Raw genomic sequence first — 22,039 nt, 5'->3', positions numbered from 1 at the left:
GCTTAATTTTCCTTTTTTTACTAAATTAATAATTACACAAATACGTTAATGAATTAGACTAAATTCTTAATATTTTTTCATAGGTGTGTTATGATACTCGATATTGATATGCTTCGTAAGCATTATAGTTCAATTGCGGAAAAAGTTCAGATTGTAAAATCAAAAATTAAGCGACCACTTACTCTTACTGAAAAAATCCTTTACACGCATTTGTTCGATATTAATTCTATCAAAGAATTTGAACGAGGTGTCGATTATGTTGAATTTGCTCCTGATCGCGTAGCGATGCAAGATGCTACCGCTCAGATGGCTCTCTTGCAGTTTATGCAAGCTCAGAAAAATAAAGTAGCAGTACCGACAACCGTTCATTGCGATCATTTGATATTAGCTCAGATCGGAGCTAAAAAAGATTTAGAATCTGCTCTTGAAGCAAATAAAGAGGTATACGATTTTCTTGAATCCGTTTCTAATAAATATGGGATTGGTTTCTGGGAGCCTGGGGCAGGAATCATTCATCAAGTAATTCTTGAAAACTATGCCTTTCCAAGTGGTATGATGATTGGAACTGATTCGCATACTGTTAATGCTGGTGGTCTTGGAATGGTCGCTATTGGTGTTGGTGGAGCTGATGCAGTGGATGTTATGGTTGGTATGCCGTGGGAATTAAGATTCCCTAAGCTAATTGGGATTAAACTTACTGGCAAGTTGTCGGGATGGACCTCTGCAAAAGATGTGATACTTAAAGTTGCTGGTATTCTTACTGTAAAAGGTGGAACCGGATATATTTTAGAGTACTTTGGGGATGGTGCCAAGTCCATATCTGCTACTGGCAAAGGAACCATATGTAATATGGGAGCAGAAATTGGTGCAACAACTTCTATTTTCGGTTATGATGAAAAAATGAGTGAATATTTAATGGCTACTGGAAGAGAAGAAATTGCTGACTACTGTAATTCTATGCTTGAATGTGTAACAGCCGATGACGAAGTTTATCAAAACCCAGAGAAATACTTTGATCAAGTAATTGAAATTAACTTATCCGAACTGGAACCGCATATTAATGGTCCTTTTTCACCTGATCTGGCTAATCCTATTTCAAAATTTTCTGAAGAAGTAAGGAAGAATGGTTGGCCTATCGAGCTTTCTGCTGGATTAATAGGTTCTTGCACTAATTCATCTTACGAAGATATCGCTCGCTCGATTTCGATTGTCAAACAAGCTATTGATAACAAATTATCTGCTAAATGCGAATTTACGATAACTCCTGGTTCTGAGATGATTCGATATACAATTGAGCGAGATGGGTTCATAAATATGTTTGAACAAATTGGTGGGGTAGTGCTTGCAAATGCTTGTGGCCCCTGCATTGGGCAATGGAAACGACTAAATGCTAAGGAGCAAGAGAAAAATTCCATAATTACCTCATTCAATAGAAATTTTGCAAAAAGAAATGATGGAAATCCAAACACTCACGCTTTTGTAGCTTCACCGGAAATTGTTACAGCCTTTGTGCTTGCTGGTCGGCTTGATTTTAATCCTATGAAAGATAAGTTGGTCAATGCTGATGGCAAAGAAGTTTTTCTTAAAGAACCGGAAGGAATCGAATTCCCGCCATCGGGTTTTGACGTTATTGAAAATGGGTATAAAGCACCGGCCGAAGATGGCTTCAACCTGGAAATAATCATCAATCCTAATTCAGAGAGGCTTCAAATTATCCCTCCTTTTGAAAAGTGGGATGGAAACGATTTTCTTGGATTAAGACTTCTAATTAAAGTTAAAGGAAAATGCACTACAGATCATATTTCTATGGCTGGTCCTTGGTTGCGATATCGCGGCCATTTAGATAACATATCGAAAAACACACTTATCGGTGCTGTTAATTTCTTTAATGATAAAACTAACTATGTCAAAAATCAAATTACTGGTGAATATGATGAAGTTCCAAAAGTTCAGCGTTATTATAAATCGCTTGGTATTGGTTCAATTGTTGTAGGTGATGAAAATTATGGTGAAGGTTCTTCTCGGGAACACGCTGCTATGCAACCAAGATATTTGGGAATTAAAGCTATATTAGTTAAATCATTTGCACGTATTCACGAAACAAATTTGAAAAAACAAGGTATGCTCGCTCTTACTTTTATTGATAAAAATGATTATAATAAAATATTAGAGGACGATACTATTGACATCATTGGACTAAAGGACTTTGTTCCGAACAAACCTTTAAAAGTTGTTCTTCATCACAAAGACAGTAGTACAGAGAGTTTCGAAGTAGCACATTCTTATAACGTCCAGCAGATTGAATGGTTCAAAGCCGGAAGTGCATTAAATTTGATTAAGTAAATCTATAAATTTTATGTTGAATATTTTAGATAAAAGATGAAAATTCAAATTAAACGTTTAGATAATCAATATAGTGATTTACCCTTACCGACATATCAAACTCCAGGTTCAGCTGGAATGGATATTTATGCGGCAATAGAGGAACCAATTACAATCTTTCCACATCAAACAGTACTTATCCCAACTTCTATTGCGATGGCTTTACCAGATGGATTCGAAGCACAAGTGCGTTCGCGAAGTGGATTGGCTGCTCGGTTTGGTGTTTTCGCATTGAATGCGCCTGGAACAATAGATAGTGACTATCGTGGCGAAATAAAAATTATTTTGGCGAATTTCGGAAATGAACCGTTTGTGGTTAATCGTGGTGATAGAATTGCTCAAATAGTAATTGCTCGTTACGAAAAGGCTGAATTTCAACTGGTCGAGGAACTTCCCCACACTTCTCGAAGTGATGGAGGATTTGGTAGTACGGGTATGTAAATTAAACTTTTTTAATTAATGACAACTTTTTGCTATATTACAAGAGTTGTTTATTAATTTTTGAGATTGAATATGAAAAAGTTTATGCTTGTAGGTGTTTTGCTCATTATTGCAAACTCATTATCATTTGCTCAATACTGGATAAAAGTAGATGGTGTTAATCCCTACATCAACAAAATTTTTTCTCCAACTGATGAACCGGATAGAATTATAGTTGCTTCAAGTGGTTTCCCTACCGATATTCTTCAAAAAAACATTGAATTTCCATTTATTGGTAATGGTTACCAAGAAAGTGTTGATTCTGGAAAAACATTTACAAAATATCAATTGAACGAACGCTCTGTGTACGATATATATCAGTCTAAAAAAAATCCTAATAAATGGTTTGCCGCAGTGAGACATTTTACTCGTGGTGGGGTGTTATTATCAACAAATCGTGGAGAAGATTGGAGTGAAGATATTTTATGCGAATCTTCCAATCAATTATACCGCATATCTTCAAAAATTATTAATGAAAATGAATTCTTCGTTGCTGCTGCCATTAATACAAGTGAAGGATTTGTTTATTCAGATAATGATTTCATTACTTGCAATTTGTCATCTTATAGTGTTGAAACTCGTTCTGTCGCTTTTTCGAAAATATCTAATCTCCTATTTCTCTCGGGAGATGCATCATCACAAGGTAGAGTTCTGAGGTCATACGATAATGGTCGAACCTGGATACGTGAAAGCAGCGGTTTAGAAGGGTTACGTGTGCTATCTATTTTACCGTCATCAATCAACTCATCTATTGTGCTATGTGGAGTGGATTCGTTAACTGTTGATGGTTCGAGTATTGGGAAAGGAATATATATAAGCTTGGATACCGGTAATACCTGGCAATATTTTACTGGTGCAGGCAATCAAATTTTTGAATTTGCTGAACATCCGCGTTTCCCGCATCTTGTTGCTGCTGCAGCTGGAAATGCCGGAGTTCTTGTTTCTTCTATTTATGGACATTATTTCGAAGCATTTAATAATGGTTTGCCAGAAAATAAATCTGTTAGAACAGTTATGATACCTAACTGGGATACGGCTGAGGCTGGTTTTATGATTTTTGCAGGTGTGCATAATGAAGGCTTATTCAAATCCACTTATCTTAAAACAAGTGTCAATGATAGTCAGCGACAATCAGACTTTAAAATTTTGTCCATTTCTCCACAACCTGCTAATGATATTCTAAATGTTCGAATTAATTTGCCGTACGCTCAAAACTGCACTATTAAAATATTTAATTCATTTGGGCAAGAGATTTATAAATTAACAAATGTTTTTTTTAATGCTGGGGAAAATTCGTTTGATTGGAATGCTACCGACTATCAATCTGGTTTATATTTCATACAACTACAATTCGATAACCAGATTTTGAGTGAAAAATTTGTTATTAGACGTTGATGTTCATTTATAAGAATAATAGAATTCCTTTTTTCTCGGTTATTCTTACAACTTATAATCGAGGTTATATTATTGATAGAGCAATAAATTCCGTCCTTAATCAAACAGAGCAGGATTGGGAGCTTCTTATAGTTGATGATGGTTCGAAAGATAATACTTTTGATATTTGTTCCAAGTATTTCAGTGATATAAGGATACGTTATCTATTTCATAAAAATAAAGGATTGCCACTTTCGAGAAATGTTGGGATTCTATCTTCTTCAGGGATTTATTGCACTTTTCTGGATTCCGATGATGAATATAAGAACAATCATTTGGAACTTAGGCGTAACATTCTTTTGCAACATCCTGAGGTTGACCTTCTCTATGGAGGTGTCGAGATAATTGGCTACCCTTATGTTGTGGATTTTTATGATAATTCAAAGCAGAAACATATAGATGAATGCTATGTGGGTGGCTCTTTTTTTGTTAAGAAAAACGTCGCAATTAATCTTGGTGGCTTTAGAAATATCAAATATGGTGATGATACTGATTTTGCTAAAAGAGCAATTGAAGAGAATTATTGTGTGGCATCGGTTGAATATAGAACATATATCTATCATAGAGATATGAACGATTCAATTTCTAAGCTTTTTGCCCAATCTATTCAAGGTTAGAACGGAGAAATTATGTATAGATTATTATTATTTTTCATTTTCTTGTCAATCATTAGTCAATCACTACATTCTCAACTGTCAAAAATTCAAGATGGAACAGAAGCTTTTTTCTTTGATGCTGTGATTTTCAAAGGTGATACGGCAAACTATGCTAGAGTTGATTGTTATGTATTAGTGCCATACCAATCGCTAACTTTTGTCAAATTTGAAGATAATTTTATCTCTAAAATCACTGTTTTCTTAACAGCTTATGATTCTCTTGGTAATGCTGTTGCATCGAAAAATTACGACAGAGTATTCGTTGAAAAAGACTACAATATAGCTCAAGGTGCAACAGCCAAATTCGATGTTCGGCAGTTGCAATTTTTATTAGTACCTGGGAACTACCAAATTAAAGCAATTCTTACAGATGAAAACTCCAAGACTGAATATTCTCAATCGCGAAGTTTAAGCGTCGTTGATTTTACAAAATTTGACAATGTTATGAGTAGTTTGTTATTAGTTAGTTCTATTGAGGAAGATAAAGGACGATGGAAAATTACACCTCATATTTCAGACAATATTGGCAGTTTAAGAGAAGGCTTTTTCGTTTTTTTTGAATATTACTCGAATTTAAACCAGAAGGTTGATTTTTTATATCAAATATTTGAAAATGACGAACTGATTGAGCAAGGTTCTAAAATTCAAAAAGAGATTGAAATTGGAACAAATAGATTATTTATTCGTGTGAAGAAACCTGCTAAAATTTCAAGGAATAATTATACTTTGAGATTATTAGCGTTAAAGCCGAATAATTCTGATGATTATGAAATAGAGGATATACTTGCAGTTGCTCAGCGTTCTATGAAATCAATCACTCGTTTAAGTGGTTTTATTTTAAACGATCTGGATAAAGCAATTAGACAGTTGAGGTATGTCGCAAATTCTGACGATATTAATTACATCCGTTCTGCAAAAACAGAAGATGAGAAATTTAGACGTTTCAATGATTTTTGGAAATTGTTAGATCCAACGCCCAATACAGAACGTAACGAAGCTTTTGAGCAATATTATTTACGTATTGCTTATGCTAATGATAATTTCCGTTCATATACAGAAGGTTGGCTGACTGATAGAGGTATGGTTTATATTATTTTTGGGCAACCATTTTCAGTTGAAAGGTCTAATCCTATGAGTGATGGACGAGTTTACGAACGCTGGATTTATACAGATAATCGGGAGTTCCTTTTCCTTGATAATACTGGATTTGGAGATTTTCGTTTAGTCAGACCAATCTCAGTTATAGAAAAATATCGTTATAAGAATTAGTTATTATATCTTCTCTTCTCGCTCAATTTTTCTTTTATTTGAAAAGAAAAAAATGTATATTACACTTCACAAATTTTTTTCTCAACAACAAAAAATATAGGAGCTAGTTATGAAGCGTTACAAAATTGCCTGGTTACCAGGAGACGGTGTAGGAAAAGAGGTATTAGAAGCTACACAAATTGTTTTCGACAAATTAAACTTTAATGCCGAATATATTCACGGCGATATCGGATGGGAATTTTGGTGCAAAGAAGGCGATGCTCTTCCACAAAGAACAATTGATCTGCTTAAAGAAGTTGATGCCGCTATGTTTGGTGCTATTACTTCTAAACCCGTAAAGCAAGCCGAAGCTGAACTCATCCCTGAATTACAAGGAAAAGGCTTGGTGTACCGTTCCCCAATTGTTAGAATGCGTCAGCTTTTTGATTTATATACTTGTTTGCGTCCATGCAAAGCTTATAAAGGCAATACATTGAATTATCGAGATAATATTGATTTAGTTGTATTTCGTGAAAATACTGAAGACCTTTATGCGGGTGTAGAATTTCATCCTGTCCCACAAGAATTATTAGATATACTAACAAAATTATCCAGGCCATTTGGAGCCTTTGCAAATCTCGATGCGAATGATTTTGCTATTTCTTGCAAAATAAATACAAAAAAAGGTTCCGATAGAATCATTCGTGCTGCTTTTGAATATGCTCGTAAACACAATAGAAAAAAGGTTACTGTGATTCACAAAGCTAATGTTGTGAGAGCTACTGATGGACTATTTCTTGAAACTGCTCACCAAGTTCACAAGGACTTCCCAGAAATTGAAATGGATGACGCAAATATTGATGCAATCACAATGTGGCTGCTGAAAAATCCGAATAATTATGATGTTCTGGTTGCTCCAAATCTTTTCGGAGATATAATTTCCGATCTATGTGCTCAAATGGTAGGTGGTTTAGGTTTCGGCTGTTCTGGTAATATTGGGCAAAATCTTGGGGTATTTGAGCCAACACACGGATCTGCTCCGAAATATATTGGGATGTATAAAGTTAATCCAATTGCTACTATCTTAGCTGGGAAAATGATGCTTGAATGGCTTGGAGAAAAAGAATTAGCTGACCGTATTGAAAAAGCAACTGCCGAAGTTATAGCGGAAGGCAAAGTGAAAACTTATGATATGGGTGGTAGCAATACAACTTTAGAAATGGGCAAAGCTATTGCAGAAAGATTGTAAATTATTTAGCATTAGTCACTTCTATATGGGACGCTTTAAAAGCGTCCCATTTTTATTGATATTTTTGCAATTTTTAATGGCAAATTTTTTTGGAAAAGGTGATTTAGAATATAAAAAAGGCTGTCCTTTTGAGACAGCCTAACGCTTTTCGATTATTACTTTTGAGGAATATTCTTAATTAATTCAACAAGGAAGTTCCAAATTCTTTGAACAGATGAGATGCTAACTCTTTCATCAGGAGAATGAACATCACGAAGATTTGGGCCACAGGATAGCATATCGATACCGGGATATTTTTCACCAATAAGCCCGCATTCAAGACCAGCGTGAATGGCTTCGATTTTAGGTTCTTTGCCTAAAACGCTTTTATAAACTTGTTTTGCTACATTTAAAATTTCAGAATTTACATTTGGTTCCCAGGCTGGATAGCCATCTCCAGTTGAGACTTCTGCTTCACCCAATTCAAGGGCTGCATAAACCATATTTTCAACAAATCTTTTTTCGGATTCAACTGAACTTCTCTGAGAAGTCAAAACATAAATTTCATTTTCTCTTGTTTCGACAATTGCAAAGTTAGTTGATGTTTGAACAAGTCCAGAAATATCAGGACTCATTCTGATTACACCGTGAGGCATTGCCACAAATGAGGAGAGTACTTTATATGCTAATTCAGATCTAAGAATTTTATTTGGCATTTCAGCATCCTCATAGAAGAAATCCAGATTAGGCTCTTTTGTCGCATATTCTTTTTTAAAGATGGCTTTATATTCGTTTATTAAATTATTGAATTCATCAACTTTTTCGTTGGGAACTAGTACGGTAGCAAAAGCTTCGCGAGGGATAGCATTGTGCTTGTTGCCACTGTTGAATGAAACAAACTTTATCGGCAATTTTTGGATCGCATTCCATAAAAAACGTGATAACAGTTTAGCAGCATTAGCACGTCCGTCGTGTATTTCAATACCTGAGTGTCCTCCACGCAAACCTTTCAGTGATAATTTAAAAGGCGAATGATTTGAGGGGATTTCTTCGGCTTCATATTTAAAAATACCAGAAGTATTTAATCCACCCGCACATCCAATTGTAAATGCATCTTCATCTTCTGAATCGAGATTAATTAATATATCAGCAGTTACTAAATCAGTGCCTAATTGAATAGCCCCTGTAAGACCTGTCTCTTCGTCCAATGTGCAGAGAAGCTCTAATACTGGATGTTCAATATCATTTGATGCCATCAAAGCCATTCCCATAGCAATTCCGATACCATTATCTGCACCAAGAGTGGTCCCATCAGCTTTTACCCAATCACCATCAATATACACTTTTAGTGGGTCGTTATCAAAGTCAAATTCAACATCACTATTTTTTTCACAAACCATATCAAGATGACCTTGTATGCATACAGATTTACGATTTTCCATGCCAGGAGTGGCGGGTTTTTTAATAACGAGATTACCAAAAGCATCGGTTTTGTATTCAAAACCAAGAGATTTTGCCCAATTAATCATATATTCTCTAATTTTTTCCTCTTTTTTAGAAGGGTGAGGAACTTGAGTAATCTCTTCAAAGTATTTCCACACTAACTCTGGTTTCAAATTGCTCAGTACTTTAGACATTTTTTTCTCCTTTTTTTAATTCTATAAAATGTATAAAACCATTATGATACAATTGAGTCAAAAATAAATTAAGTCGAGGATAAATAGGTTCTGCTTTGTCTCCAAAATCATTTTTTAGGCATTCGGCAATTTCATAGACTTTTGTTTTTCCATCAATTAAGCACCAAACTTTTGAGCCAATTTCGTCCAGATTTGCACGTATATATAAACTTCTTCCTTTTGGAATGAATTTTTGCATAAACGTGCTTTTAAAACGAGGAACTAATACATCTACTAATCCATCTTCATTAACCTCGTGAGGATGATTTTTTGTCGGTGTTAACTCTAATAGATTGATTTCATTTCTTCTTTTAAACATAAATAATATCATTCATTATATTAATGCTCAAATATAATTAAAAAAGAATAGACTAAAAAATAAAAAAAGGTATTGTAAGTAGAGAATAAAAATGATTAATGAGTATTCTCCAACGGTCAATTATTTGATTTTTATTGATAAATATTTCTTGTTTTGTTTCGTTAATTTATATAATTTAATATCAATAATTCATTTGTAGTATATCTAAATTTTCTGTTTTTAAAACAGTTCAATTAAATCTATCTATTAATCAAAAATTATGAATTAAATAAAAAATGTGTGTGATTTTTAATAAAAGCGAGAAAATGTTTGTTTATGATAAAATAATTCATTAATTTTGTATCGATAATATTTTATCAATACAGCATTACTGATTAAAGGAGCTGTAAAATGTTAACTAAAAAAAACATTGTTGTAATTCCTGAGCCTACTTTAAGAAGGCTTCCACACTATTTACATCTACTGCTAAATTTGAAAGAACAGGGTGTGAAAAGTGTGTCATCAACATTTATTGCTAACGAGCTTGGTTTGGATTCTACACAAGTTCGTAAAGATGTTCAATATACTAATATTATTGGCAAGCCAAAAACTGGGTTTGATGTCAATTCATTAATCAATGCTATTCAAACATGTCTTAACTGGAACCGTTATGAAAATGCATTTTTAATAGGTGCTGGTAGTTTAGGCACTGCTATGTTAGGCTACAAACAGTTCAAAGACTACGGGCTAAATTTTGTTGCTGCATTTGATAATGACCCGGAAAAAGTTGGACAAAAAATCCACGGTATTGAGGTGCTGAGTATTGACAGATTACCAGTGTTAGCTCAGTTGATGAAAATTCATTTAGCTGTGCTTACTGTACCAGCGAAAGCCGCGCAAGAATGCGTGGATATCATGCTAAAAGGAGGAATTGTTGCTATTTGGAATTTTGCTCCGATGCAAATTAAAGTTCCCCAAAATGTGATAGTTGAGAATGCTCAGTTCTCTCAATCTTTGGCTGTGTTAACAAGGAAACTATCTGTTTATAAACAAACATTGTTATAATAAAAAATAATTTTTTGTGAAAATTAATTGGAGAAAGTGTGATGAGTTCGCACAACGGGGATTCTTTGCCTGTCCGTAAATTTGAAAAAGTATGCGAAATCTTAAAAAGTTACAATTATGATTCTACTAAACTAATACCAATTCTTCAAACCATACAAGAAGAATATAGGTATTTGCCAGAAGATGTGATGATATTTGTTGCTTCTTCGCTGGATATTTCCCCAGCTAAGCTTTATGGGGTCGCTACATTTTATGCACATTTTGCATTAGAACCCAAAGGCAAATACGTGATTAAGGTGTGTGATGGTACTGCATGTCACGTCAAAGGTTCTAATCCTGTTGTTGAGGCAATTGAATTAAAGCTTGGACTTAATGATAAAAAACATACTACTGACGATTTGCTTTTTACTTTGGAAAAAGTTTCCTGCCTTGGTGCCTGTGGATTGGCACCTGTCGTTGTTATTAATGAAGATGTTTATTCGCAGGTTAATCCGCAAACAATAGTTGAAATTATTGATAAAATAATAACTATGGAGAATAACAATGCTCAAGTCGCTTGATGAATTAAAAGAAATAGCAGTAAAATACAATAATAGCAGTAACATATTGAAAAAAAGAGTGATTGTTTGTGCTGGAACTGGTTGTGTTGCCAATGGTTCACTTAAAATTTACAATCAGCTGGTAAAGAAAATAAAAGAAGCTGGAATTGACTGTATAGTTGAATTAAAAATGGAAGAATCTAATGAAAGTAAAATTTTAGTTTCTGAAAGCGGTTGCCAGGGTTTCTGCCAGATGGGACCTCTTGTAACTATAGAGCCTGATGGTATTCATTATGTCAAAGTTAAAGTAGAAGATGTGCAAGAAATTGTTAACCACACATTAGTTTTAGGGAAACCAATCGATAGATTGTTATACGTTGATCCATTGACTGGTGAGCATTGTGTTCATACGCAAGATATTCGTTTCTACAATCGTCAGTCAAGAAAAGTTTTAGGTTTGTGTGGACATATTAATCCTTCTGACATTCATGAATATATTGCAAAAAATGGTTATCAAGCAGTATTCAAAGCATTAACTGAAATGACGGACAAAGATATTTGTGAAGAAATTACTTATGCAGGACTTCGCGGAAGAGGAGGAGGAGGTTTTCCAACAGGTCGTAAGTGGGAATTAACAAGAATTCAAAAGTCTGAAAAAAAATATGTGATATGCAATGGTGACGAAGGTGATCCAGGCGCGTTTATGGATAGAAGTGTGATGGAAGGCAATCCACACTCTGTAATTGAAGGAATGATAATAGCTGCAAAAGCGATAGGTGCTGACGAAGGATATATCTATGTTCGTACTGAATATCCTTTCGCTGTAAGAAGGCTTAAAATTGCCGTTAAACAAGCAGAAGAACTTGGACTGCTTGGCGAAAATATTATGGGCACAGGATTTAATTTCAAACTTCACGTTATGGAAGGCGCAGGTGCGTTTGTATGCGGGGAAGAGACCGCTTTAATGTCCTCAATTGAAGGGAAAAGAGGTATGCCAAAGCCCAAACCACCATTCCCTGCTCAATCTGGATTATTTGGTAAACCAACAGTGATAAATAATGTTGAAACGTTGGCATCTGTTCCGCAAATTATTCTCTATGGAGCAAAAGAATTTAGAAGCTGTGGTACGGAAAATTCTCCCGGTACAAAAACTTTTGCTTTGACTGGTCACGTTGCAAATACTGGGTTGATAGAAGTACCATTTGGTTCTACTATTCGCGAAATAGTTTATAATATTGGTGGCGGTGTAACTTTATCAGATGGAACAATTTCCAGTAATGGACTTAAAGCTGTGCAAATTGGCGGCCCTTCTGGAGGTTGTTTGACAACAGAACATATGGATATGCCGCTTGATTTCGATTCATTAAGTGGTATTGGTGCGATGGTCGGTTCCGGTGGGTTGGTTGTTATGAATAAAGACACTTGTATGGTCAAAATGGCTCATTTCTTTATGCAGTTTACTCAAAATGAATCATGTGGTAAATGTATTCCTTGCAGAGAAGGAACCAAGCAAATGCTTGCATTGCTCGAAGATATTATTGAAGGACGAGCAACAGGAGAAACATTGGACATTCTGGAAGAATTAGCAAAAGCGGTGCAAAAAGGTTCTTTGTGCGGACTTGGCAAAACTGCTCCTAATCCGGTACTTTCGATGATGACACAATTTCGTGAAGAATACGAAGCACACGTTATTCAAAAAAAGTGTCCTGCTAAACAATGTAAGGCATTGCTCAGCCCACAAATCATTCCAGAAAAATGTAAAGGCTGTGGATTATGTGTGAAAGTTTGTCCGGTTAATGCTATTTCCGGTGTTCGTAAAGAAGCACATTATATAAATGAAGAATTGTGCATCAAATGCGGTGCTTGTTTAGAAACTTGTAGATTAAATGCAATTGTAGGAGTGTAAAAATGAAAAAGACTTTAGAAATAAATGGTAAAGCAGTAGAATTTAATGGTGAGAAAAATTTATTAGAAGTTATTAGAAAAGAAAACATAGACCTCCCGACTTTTTGCTACCATTCAGAGCTTAGTATTTACGGTGCTTGTCGATTATGCGTTGTCGAAGTTGATGGGCGAGGTGTTCAAGCGTCTTGTTCATTAGCTCCTGAATCTGGAATGAAAGTCCGAACTAATACCGAACAATTAAGAAACTTGCGTAAGATATATATAGAATTACTACTTGCAAGCTACAATCACGATTGTCCAACTTGTGCAAAAAACAATAATTGTAAGTTGCAAGAATTAGCGTATAAATTAGGTGTTCGAGAAATTAGATTTAAGCGTAATCAAGAACAATTACCAGTCGATAATTCTTCTCATGCACTTCTTCGCGACTCAAATAAATGTATTCTTTGTGGTGATTGCGTTAGAGCCTGTGAGGAAATACAAGGTATTGGCGCAATTGATTTTGCATTCCGTGGTGCAAAGTCAGTTGTATCACCCGCTTTTGGGAAAGGACTTTCTCATATAGATTGTGTTGATTGCGGGCAATGCAGTAGAGTTTGTCCAACTGGTGCGATAGTTCCAAAATCAGAAGTTGCTGAAGTATGGAAAGCTATAGAGGACAATTCAAAAGTAGTAGTTGCACAAATTGCTCCTGCTGTTAGAGTAGCAATTGGCGAGGAATTTGGTTACAAATCCGGAACAATTGTTACTGGACAATTGATAGCAGCATTGAAAATGTTAGGCTTCGACAAAGTATTTGATTCTTCATTTACAGCTGATTTAACAGTAATTGAAGAAGCCAACGAATTTATTGAGAGAAAAACTAAAAACGAAAACTTACCTTTGTTTACTTCTTGCTGTCCCGCTTGGGTTAAATATGTAGAACAATACTTCCCCGAATATTTACATAATTTATCTACTTGCCGTTCTCCACAACAAATGTTTGGCTCAATTGCGAAATCAATTTTACCTGATTTGTTAGGTAAAAAACGTGAGGACATTGTTGTTGTTTCAATAATGCCTTGCACAGCAAAGAAAGTAGAAGCACGCAGACCAGAATTCTCAACTGATGGACTTCAAGATGTTGATTATGTGCTTACAACTCAAGAACTTGCAAATATGATAAAGCAAGTAGGAATAAAATTCGAAAATCTCTCACCAGAAGCATTCGATTTACCACTTGGTTTCAAAACTGGTGCAGGCGTTTTATTCGGAAATTCAGGTGGTGTTTCAGAAGCTGTGCTCAGATACGCATACGAAAAAATTAGCGGACAAATTCTGGATAATGTTGATTTCAAAGAAGTTCGAGGAAAAAATGCAATTAGGGAAACTTCAATCCAAATCAATGGACAAATGATTAATTTATGTATAATTCACGGACTTAAAAACGCCAAAAATATTGTTAAACAAATTCAAAACGGTGAAAAGCACTATGATTTAATTGAAGTTATGGCTTGTCCTGGTGGTTGTATTGGTGGTGCAGGGCAACCTGTTTATTACGACGAAGAGACGCGTAATAACAGAACAAAAGGTATCTATGATTGTGATAAAATGTTGCAGTTGCATAAATCCCAAGAAAATCCTTATGTTGCTGATTTATATAAAAATATTCTCAAAGAACCCAATAGCGAAGTTGCTCATCATCTATTACATACTCAATATAAGAGTAAAAAGCGTATTAAAGAAGGTGCTATGGAATTAATCACAAGTGATAGTTCTAAACTTCAGGTTAGTGTATGTGTTGGTACAAATTGCTTTATTAAAGGTTCACAGGAAATATTGAAGAAGCTAATTAATTATGTTGAACAAAATAACTTAACTGATGTTGTAGATATAAAAGCCAATTTCTGTATGGAAAATTGTGATGAAGGTCCAAGCGTCACAGTAGGTGATAAATTAATAAAAAAATGCAGTGCGGAATCTGCGATCAGAACATTAGAGGCATTAGTTTCTCAAATAGCTTAAATAAATAACCATATACTACCTTAACGGAGGCTGTGTTTGGCAGCCTCTTTTTTTTATTCAATTATTATTTACTAATATGTTATGCATATTTAAATTCTTATAAGATATGATTTGATATGATTTGAAATTATTTGATAACGAAAGAAATATTTTATTTTTGAAAGTTGCTTTTAATTCCATTATTCATTAAGATAATTATCTTTGAAAAAATAAAGTTGCCAAATAAGGCAACTTTAAAACAATCTTCTTTAAGTTTTTCCCCTAATTATTTGTTTGCAATTATTTTCACTTTGAAAATAATATCATCTTTAATCATTCTATCACCTAAATTATCAAAAAATTTTCCGGATCCATATCGAATATCCCATTTAGTTCTATCTATTTTGAATTCAGCACGTGCTTCTAATCTATTATTTTTGATATTAATATTAGCAGGGAATTTTATTGAATGGGTTATTCCTTTTATTGTCAAATTTCCTGTAATTTCGTATTTATTATTTTTATTATCTTTTACATCTTTTATAACAAATTCAGAAGTTGGATATTCATCAACGCTAAAAAAATCTTCAGAACGCAAGTGCCCTTCTAATTTGGATTTTCCTCCTTTTTCATCTAAATCTAATACAACTATACTATTCATGTCAATTACAAAACTGCCACCAGAAAGCTTATTGTTTTTGAATTCAAGATTACCGCTTTTGATAAATACATCTCCCCAATGGCCCCCTACAATTTTTCTGCCTTCCCATCGAATAACACTTTCTTTGGTGTCTGCATTGTAAATATCCTGAGCAAACAATGCAAGGACCGAAGAAAACAATGTGAATAATGTAAGCAAAAGTAATTTTTTCATTGTTAGCCTCTTAAAATAATAATCATAACTTAAATATTTAGACGAAACTAAATATTAAATATTTTGTAATTATTTGGTCGTGATTACTTTATGAGTAAGAAAAGGCGGTTCAATTCTCAAAAGTGAAACATTGGAAGGCAAATTAATTACTGGTTTTATAATACCAGTTGTATCGTTAATAATTTTTTCGAATTCAATAAATGCAGAAATATCAAATTTTGTAATTTCTGATAAAACGTCTACTCCTCCTTGTATAACAACAGAAATAATTGGTGGCTGAATGATATGTCCAGCAGGTAAAGAACCATTTATAGTTTCCACTGGAATATCATCAATTATAATTTCGGCAGATTGTTGGACGTCTGCCTTTATTATTACTTTTTTGGGAGTAACTGAAACAACACCCTTCAAAGTATCAATAAGGTTTACACTTGTAAATAATGGAGAATTTACATTATCAAACAATATGTTTTCAGTCTCCCACTTATTTATTTTCGAAACAATTCTATCATTCCCTTTTATCTTCACTTTCAGTGGGTCAATTTCAGGTTTGCCAACCAAAATAAAACCTTCGCGTGGGATAATGGTAATTTTGGGATTTACCAATACTTCATATTCTTCGATTTTTCCAGTAATTAACTGTACGTTTTCTGGTAAAACATTAATTGGATTTACATTTTTAAGATATTTTAAGCTTCTTTGTAAGTCAATTTTGCTAATTCGGTAAATACTATCCAAATACGCTTCTCTGGATAGATCAATATTGCAAATCTTTGCATTATTCAGAAAAATTAAATAAAACAGATTCCAACCAGTTCCTTTAACATCGACGAAAACATTTTCAGGTGGGATGTTCTCTAATGCTCGATTAGGCGGTAAGGTTATCTTTAAAGGAATTTCGACAATAGTTTGATATTCTGAATTTAATGAAGTATAACTCCATAGAGCAATTGCAAAAAGCAATGAACCCCAAAACGACTTCGACTTATACCACGCTTTCTTTTTAGTTTTTTGCATATGCTCTCAAAATAGAAAAGGACGTTTTTAAACGTCCTTTATTTAAGCAATTTATTAAATGAGCGAAAGAGCTTTATCCAACGCATTAATCAGATCATTTACGTTTTCAATACCTACGGAAATTCGAACCAGTCCATCGGTAATTTTTGCTTGCTTTCTTGCTTCTTGGGTCATTCCCGCGTGTGTCATTGATGCTGGATGTTGGATTAAAGATTCAACCCCGCCCAATGAAACTGCTAACCCGAAAATTTCGATATTGTTCATTAATATTTTGCCAGCTTCTATACCGCCCTTTAATTCGAAAGCAATCATAGAACCTGGACCTTTCATTTGTTTTTGAGCAATATCATATTGGGGATGGGACTTCAAACCAGGATAACGTACCCATTCGATTTTGGGGTGATTATTCAAATATTCTGCAACTTTTTTAGCATTTTCTTGTTGTTGCAGCACTCTAATTTTTAAAGTTTTTAATCCACGATGAACTAAAAAAGAATTAAATGGATCAATAGTGCCGCCCAAATGATTTAATATTTTTCTAAAATGAGGGTATTCTTCCTCATTTTTGAGAATAATAACACCAGCAACGACGTCAGCGTGCCCATTGAGGTATTTTGTCATACTATGAATAATATAATCTGCACCAAGTTCGAATGGCTTTTGCAACACAGGACTCATAAAAGTATTATCAACGGCTAATTTGGCACCTATTGATTTGGCAATATTTGAGAGGGCTTGTAAATCACTGATAATAAGAGTAGGATTGCCAGGAGTTTCGGCATAGATCATTTTTGTATTAGGTTGAACTGCATCTTTCACTTCATCTAAATTTGAAGTGTCAACAAATGTAGTAGTTATACCAAAATAGGGCATTATGTTTGCAAGCAACGTAGCCGTTGCTCCATAGCAAGATTCGCTACAAATAATATGATCACCCGATTTCAGAGTAGCGGCAAATAAAGTATGAACTGCTGCCATACCAGTAGCACATCCTAATGCTTTTGCTCCACCTTCAAGTATTGCAACAGCATTTTCCATTGCTTCAACTGTCGGATTTCTCATTCGAGTGTAAATATAACCTTCTTCTTCTCCTTTAAATAATCTTGCGCCATGGTCTGCATCTTGAAATTTAAAAGTTGAAGTTTGATAAATGGGTGTAACTACTGCTCCTTCTTGTGTTTCTTTGAGCCCTGCGTGAACACATTGTGTTTCGATTTCATAGCTTCTTATGTTTTTCAAAACTACCTCCAGTAATGAAGAAATTATATTCTACAAAATTATCAAATCATTGCTTGGGAAGCAAATTAATTAAATTCATAAACTAACAAAATCAAAAATAAAATAACTATTTTTTATATGGATTATTCAAATAATAGCGAGCAGCTTCATGAGAAGAGTTATAATCTTTCATTTTTAATATTTTTTCATATTGCTTAATTGCAAAATTGCGTTTACCTTGAATGTCTAAAATTTTTCCGGCATACAAATTAGCCATTACCATAAATCCTGATGGTCCATTCTTGTCTAATATTCGTGAACCTTCATCGCATTTATAGAAATATTTTAAAGCGTTTTCGTAATCGCCTCGTTCAAAAAGCGCTATTCCAATGTAATACATAGCTTCCCTTGCTGTATATCGTTCATACCCAAATTGTTTTGACATACATCGCTTCAGTATTTCGCGCCAGGTTTGCTCAAAATCGTAATAATTACCACGTCTAACTTGTATTCTACCTAAATACCTATGAAAATAAGGATTATCAGGATATTTAGAGTATAACTCATTAATAATTTCTTCTGCACGGTAAATGTCATTTTCAAACGAATAATAAATTTGCAAGAGTACAACTTTGGCTTCAATATTAGCATATTTTGCTGAACGTGCCGCAGCATTTAGTTGCAAAATTCCGAGTGCTCGGTCGCCACGTGGAAGAAATGTAGCGAGAGGCTTAATTATTGGGTATTTATCAGGTAGGACTGCCGCAAAGTAATTGTATATGCCAGTTCCAAGCATAATATCGTGATTACCAGGTGCAATTTTTAAACACTCAATCAATAAATCATACCCTTCTGCTCCATCTTTTACTGCATTTAGCCAACTTTCACGTTGTGTATAGTACCGGCCTCGAAAACCTATTGCTCCTGCTTTGAAAAAAAGTGCATTAATATCTTTTGGATTTTCTTTTAATAAAGTATTGCTTATATCAATTACTTTCTGAATTTTATTTAAAAATATCTTATCGTATTTTGTTTCATCTTTGAGCAGCAAAATTTTCCACCATTCTACCATTGCATCAAGGAAATAGCCAACGGGATGTTCTGGATATAGTTTTTGAACTTGTCTAAAACAATTTTCAGCATCCAAAAATTTTACATTATATATATAATCAACGCCTAATTGAACTAAGCTATCGGCATCGCTCTTCATTATTGCCCATTGGGAATACCCGATAGAGGGAATTAATAGAAATATTAGACATAGAATTATTTTAATTTTGTTAGTTGTAATTCTCATTTGATTTATTGATAAGTTTTAAAAATTCTTCTTCATTTAGAATTGTAATGTTTAATTCTTTTGCTTTTTGGAATTTGGAACCGGGATTTTCTCCAACAACTACATATGAAGTGTTTTTTGAAACGGATTTTGTTTCTCGTCCTCCAAGTTTTTCAACTATTTTTGCTGCATCTGTTCTTGTCATTGTGCTTAATTCGCCAGTAAAGACAAAAGTTTTACCTGCAAATTTATCAGAAATATTAGTCGGATCATTATCAACATCATTATCAACACTAAACTTTATACCTATTTTTCTAAGATGATTTATAATTTCAATATTTGACGAATTTTTCAGGAAATCGTAAATAGATGAAGCAATTTTGTCGCCTATCTCATAGATTGATGAAATATCCTCTTTAGTTGCACTTATTAGACTATCAATATTCTTAAAATGTCTACATAAAATTTTAGCGACAGTTTTACCGACAAAACGAATTCCAAGTGCGTAAAGCACATTTTCAAATGGTTGGTTTTTGCTTTTTTCAATAGCTTTTAGTAAATTATTAACTTTCTTCTCGCCCCAGTTTTCTAAGCTTATTAAGCTGTCTCGTTTCTCTGTTAAATCATAAATATCAACAATTGAAAAAATTATGTTATTCTCGATTAAAGTTTGAATTATTTTTTCTCCCATACCTTCTATGTTCATAGCATCTCGACTAACAAAATGTTCAATTCTACGCCTTAATTGCCAAGGACATCTCGGTTCGATACAATAATAATTTGCTTCGCCTTCGCTACGAATTAATCTACTTTTGATTTTGCAAGGACAAAATTCAGGGAAAATATATGGCTTTATATCAGGTGACCTTTTTTTAACCACTGGTGCAACAATTTTGGGAATTACTTCGCCACCTTTTTCTACTATTACAATATCACCGATGCGAATGTCACGTTCACGAATGTAATCATAATTGTGCAATGTAGCTCTGCTAATTGTGCTACCTGCCAAAAAAACCGGTTCAAGTTCTGCAACTGGCGTTACAGCACCTGTTCGACCGACTTGCAAAGTAATATCTCTGAGAAGTGTTTCTTTTCTGTTTGGTGGGTATTTAAACGCGATAGCCCAACGCGGTGTTTTAGATATTGCTCCAAGTTTCTCTTGTTGTTTAATGTTATCTATTTTAACAACTATTCCGTCGATTTGGAAATCCAGTTCAAATCGCTTATCCTTCCATTTGTTAATATAATTAAAAACATCTTCTAAAGTTAAACATTTTTCAACATAATTGCTTGCTGGAAGACCTAATTGTTTGATTAACTGATAATTTTCGAATTGACTTGATAGCTCAACTTTATCTGAATATAGGTGATAACACACAACTTGCAAAGGTCTCTGAGCAACAACTTTTCTGTCGAGCGTTTTGATTGTTCCCGATGCCAAATTTCTTGGATTTGCAAATAGTTTCTCTCCCTGTTCTTCCCTTTGACGATTAATTTCAAGGAAATCACTTTCTTTTATATAAACTTCGCCACGAACTTCAAAATTTTTCAATGGTGTTTTATTGTACATAACTTTATTTACAACCAAAGGGATAGATTTAATAGTTATTATGTTTTGCGTAATATCGTCTCCTATTATTCCATTACCACGAGTAGCAGCATACTTTAATCGAAAATCTTCATAAACCAGTGTAATTGCAGCACCATCATATTTTAGATCAGCTGTAAATGTAATTTCTTCGTTTTCAAGAGATTCTTTACATCTGCGAACAAAATCCTCAATTTCGGCAATCGTATATGTATTAGCAAGTGAAAGAAGAGGTATTTTATGTTCAATTTGTCTAAATTCTCTAAGAGGTTCCTCTCCAATTTTATGTGTTGGGCTATCAGTTCTGACAAGGTCGGGGTTCTTCCTTTCCAACTCAATTAGTTCTTGATAGAGTTTATCATATTCATAATCGCTAATTAGTGGGTCATTTTTTTGATAATAAGCTTCGTTATATTTATTTAGTAAATCAACTAACTCATCTATCCTTTTTTTACTATCAATATTTTCAAATAAACTCTCCATACTATTCCTCGTCAATTACCAGGGATTTTTACTTTTTGGCGTTTCAATCTGTAAGTTATTGAAATACTTTTTTTTAGTTTCTTGTTCTTTAGCTTTAACTACATTTAAAATTTGTTCAGATGCAATATTTCCCTCAATTTTATTACTTGTTGATTTTGTCGTTTCAGTATTCGAAGTTTTTTGCGTGTAATTTATGATTGATTGGTGCTTCAGTTTAGCATAAACATAGTTATATTTTGCTTCATAATTGAATGAATTTAATAGTATTGCTTTTTCAAAGAATTTCATTGCGCTGTCATATTTATGTTGTGCTAAATAAATACAGCCTAAATTAAATGAAGAGCGAAAAGATATATTGGTATCCTTGTTTGATAGAAGTTTATTATAAACACTTTTTGCAATATCTAAATTTCCTTTTTTGTGATGTTGAACAGCATAATTATAAGTTTCGATTGCATTTTCAAAAGAAAAAGCAACAATGAAAGTAGTCAATAATAATAATAATTTAATTTTAGAAATCATGGCTTGATTAATATCTTTTTTATTTCATAATCTTCATTTGGATTATCTGTATTGGTAATTTTGAGCAAATATACACCTGGTTTAAGCTTATTTCCCAACCTATCTTGCAAGTTCCAGCGATAACCGCCGTCAGCATCTTGTTCTTTGAGCGTATTTAACACTTCGCC

At 33.9% G+C, this 22,039-nt stretch carries 18 protein-coding genes; 10 read left to right on the top strand and 8 right to left on the bottom strand.

The window, feature by feature from the left end; genetic code table 11:
* Positions 1–90: 90 nt before the first annotated feature.
* The 6 genes from AC6QZF_RS00165 to AC6QZF_RS00140 all read left to right on the top strand — a co-directional run bounded on the left by AC6QZF_RS00165 (position 91) and on the right by AC6QZF_RS00140 (position 7,449).
* On the top strand, positions 91–2,343 hold the full coding sequence (locus AC6QZF_RS00165) for an aconitate hydratase (RefSeq protein WP_499797859.1): 2,253 nt from the start codon (positions 91–93) through the stop codon (positions 2,341–2,343).
* 36 nt (positions 2,344–2,379) lie between these two features.
* Complete coding sequence (gene dut, locus AC6QZF_RS00160; protein ID WP_499797858.1) at positions 2,380–2,823, top strand: dUTP diphosphatase; 444 nt, start codon at positions 2,380–2,382, stop codon at positions 2,821–2,823.
* Positions 2,824–2,895: 72 nt separating this feature from the next.
* Entirely contained in the window at positions 2,896–4,257 is a 1,362-nt protein-coding gene (locus AC6QZF_RS00155) for a T9SS type A sorting domain-containing protein (protein ID WP_499797857.1), read from the top strand.
* Positions 4,257–4,913 carry a glycosyltransferase family A protein gene (locus AC6QZF_RS00150; RefSeq protein WP_499797856.1) on the top strand — a complete coding sequence of 219 codons (657 nt, stop codon included), beginning with the start codon at positions 4,257–4,259 and terminating at the stop codon, positions 4,911–4,913. The genes AC6QZF_RS00155 and AC6QZF_RS00150 overlap by 1 nt, the downstream gene beginning before the upstream one ends.
* Positions 4,914–4,925: 12 nt before the next feature.
* Positions 4,926–6,221, top strand: coding sequence for a GWxTD domain-containing protein (locus AC6QZF_RS00145; RefSeq protein WP_499797855.1), 1,296 nt, complete (start codon positions 4,926–4,928; stop codon positions 6,219–6,221).
* A gap of 109 nt (positions 6,222–6,330) precedes the next feature.
* Positions 6,331–7,449 (top strand): isocitrate/isopropylmalate dehydrogenase family protein, encoded by a 1,119-nt coding sequence (locus AC6QZF_RS00140; RefSeq protein WP_499797854.1) that lies wholly within the window; start codon positions 6,331–6,333, stop codon positions 7,447–7,449.
* Positions 7,450–7,604: 155 nt separating this feature from the next.
* On the opposite strand, the gene AC6QZF_RS00135 is transcribed toward AC6QZF_RS00140, so the two are convergent.
* Positions 7,605–9,065, bottom strand: a complete 1,461-nt coding sequence (locus AC6QZF_RS00135; protein ID WP_499797853.1) for an aminoacyl-histidine dipeptidase — start codon at positions 9,063–9,065, stop codon at positions 7,605–7,607.
* Positions 9,058–9,423 (bottom strand): PqqD family protein, encoded by a 366-nt coding sequence (locus AC6QZF_RS00130; RefSeq protein WP_499797852.1) that lies wholly within the window; start codon positions 9,421–9,423, stop codon positions 9,058–9,060. Before AC6QZF_RS00130 ends, AC6QZF_RS00135 begins: the two co-directional genes overlap by 8 nt.
* A 390-nt stretch (positions 9,424–9,813) precedes the next feature.
* Between AC6QZF_RS00130 and AC6QZF_RS00125 the strand changes: the two genes are divergently transcribed.
* From AC6QZF_RS00125 to AC6QZF_RS00110, 4 genes are read left to right on the top strand one after another with little or no spacing between them, the layout of a single operon-like run.
* The gene (locus AC6QZF_RS00125) at positions 9,814–10,467 is read left to right on the top strand and encodes a redox-sensing transcriptional repressor Rex (protein WP_499797851.1); all 654 of its coding nucleotides are present in this window, start codon (positions 9,814–9,816) and stop codon (positions 10,465–10,467) included.
* Positions 10,468–10,508: 41 nt separating this feature from the next.
* Entirely contained in the window at positions 10,509–11,027 is a 519-nt protein-coding gene (locus AC6QZF_RS00120) for an NADH-quinone oxidoreductase subunit NuoE family protein (RefSeq protein WP_499797850.1), read from the top strand.
* Entirely contained in the window at positions 11,011–12,912 is a 1,902-nt protein-coding gene (locus tag AC6QZF_RS00115; RefSeq protein ID WP_499797849.1) for an NADH-ubiquinone oxidoreductase-F iron-sulfur binding region domain-containing protein, read from the top strand. Before AC6QZF_RS00120 ends, AC6QZF_RS00115 begins: the two co-directional genes overlap by 17 nt.
* A 2-nt stretch (positions 12,913–12,914) precedes the next feature.
* A complete protein-coding gene (locus AC6QZF_RS00110; RefSeq protein WP_499797848.1) occupies positions 12,915–14,915 on the top strand; it encodes an NADH-dependent [FeFe] hydrogenase, group A6 in 2,001 nt (666 codons plus the stop codon).
* A gap of 265 nt (positions 14,916–15,180) precedes the next feature.
* Here the strand turns inward: AC6QZF_RS00110 and AC6QZF_RS00105 are convergent, their stop codons facing one another.
* From AC6QZF_RS00105 to AC6QZF_RS00080, 6 genes are all read right to left on the bottom strand, one after another.
* Positions 15,181–15,768, bottom strand: coding sequence for a YceI family protein (locus AC6QZF_RS00105; RefSeq protein ID WP_499797847.1), 588 nt, complete (start codon positions 15,766–15,768; stop codon positions 15,181–15,183).
* A gap of 69 nt (positions 15,769–15,837) precedes the next feature.
* Positions 15,838–16,785, bottom strand: a complete 948-nt coding sequence (locus AC6QZF_RS00100; protein ID WP_499797846.1) for a YbbR-like domain-containing protein — start codon at positions 16,783–16,785, stop codon at positions 15,838–15,840.
* Between the two features lie 54 nt (positions 16,786–16,839).
* The gene (locus AC6QZF_RS00095) at positions 16,840–18,024 is read right to left on the bottom strand and encodes a trans-sulfuration enzyme family protein (RefSeq protein ID WP_499797845.1); all 1,185 of its coding nucleotides are present in this window, start codon (positions 18,022–18,024) and stop codon (positions 16,840–16,842) included.
* Between the two features lie 106 nt (positions 18,025–18,130).
* On the bottom strand, positions 18,131–19,213 hold the full coding sequence (locus tag AC6QZF_RS00090) for a tetratricopeptide repeat protein (protein WP_499797844.1): 1,083 nt from the start codon (positions 19,211–19,213) through the stop codon (positions 18,131–18,133).
* A 70-nt stretch (positions 19,214–19,283) separates the two neighbouring features.
* Positions 19,284–21,350: an NAD-dependent DNA ligase LigA gene (gene ligA / locus AC6QZF_RS00085; RefSeq protein WP_499797843.1), complete on the bottom strand. Its 2,067-nt coding sequence runs from the start codon at positions 21,348–21,350 to the stop codon at positions 19,284–19,286.
* A 15-nt stretch (positions 21,351–21,365) separates the two neighbouring features.
* Positions 21,366–21,872: a tetratricopeptide repeat protein gene (locus AC6QZF_RS00080; protein ID WP_499797842.1), complete on the bottom strand. Its 507-nt coding sequence runs from the start codon at positions 21,870–21,872 to the stop codon at positions 21,366–21,368.
* Between the last annotated feature and the right edge of the window lie 167 nt (positions 21,873–22,039).

This window comes from Eximiradius sp., from assembly GCA_937127445.1.
In the GTDB taxonomy this organism is placed as follows: Bacteria; Bacteroidota; Ignavibacteria; order Kapaibacteriales; family UBA2268; genus JAKIZO01.
Note: the sequence above shows the minus strand (reverse complement) of the source record. Positions and strands in the feature narration are given on the sequence as shown.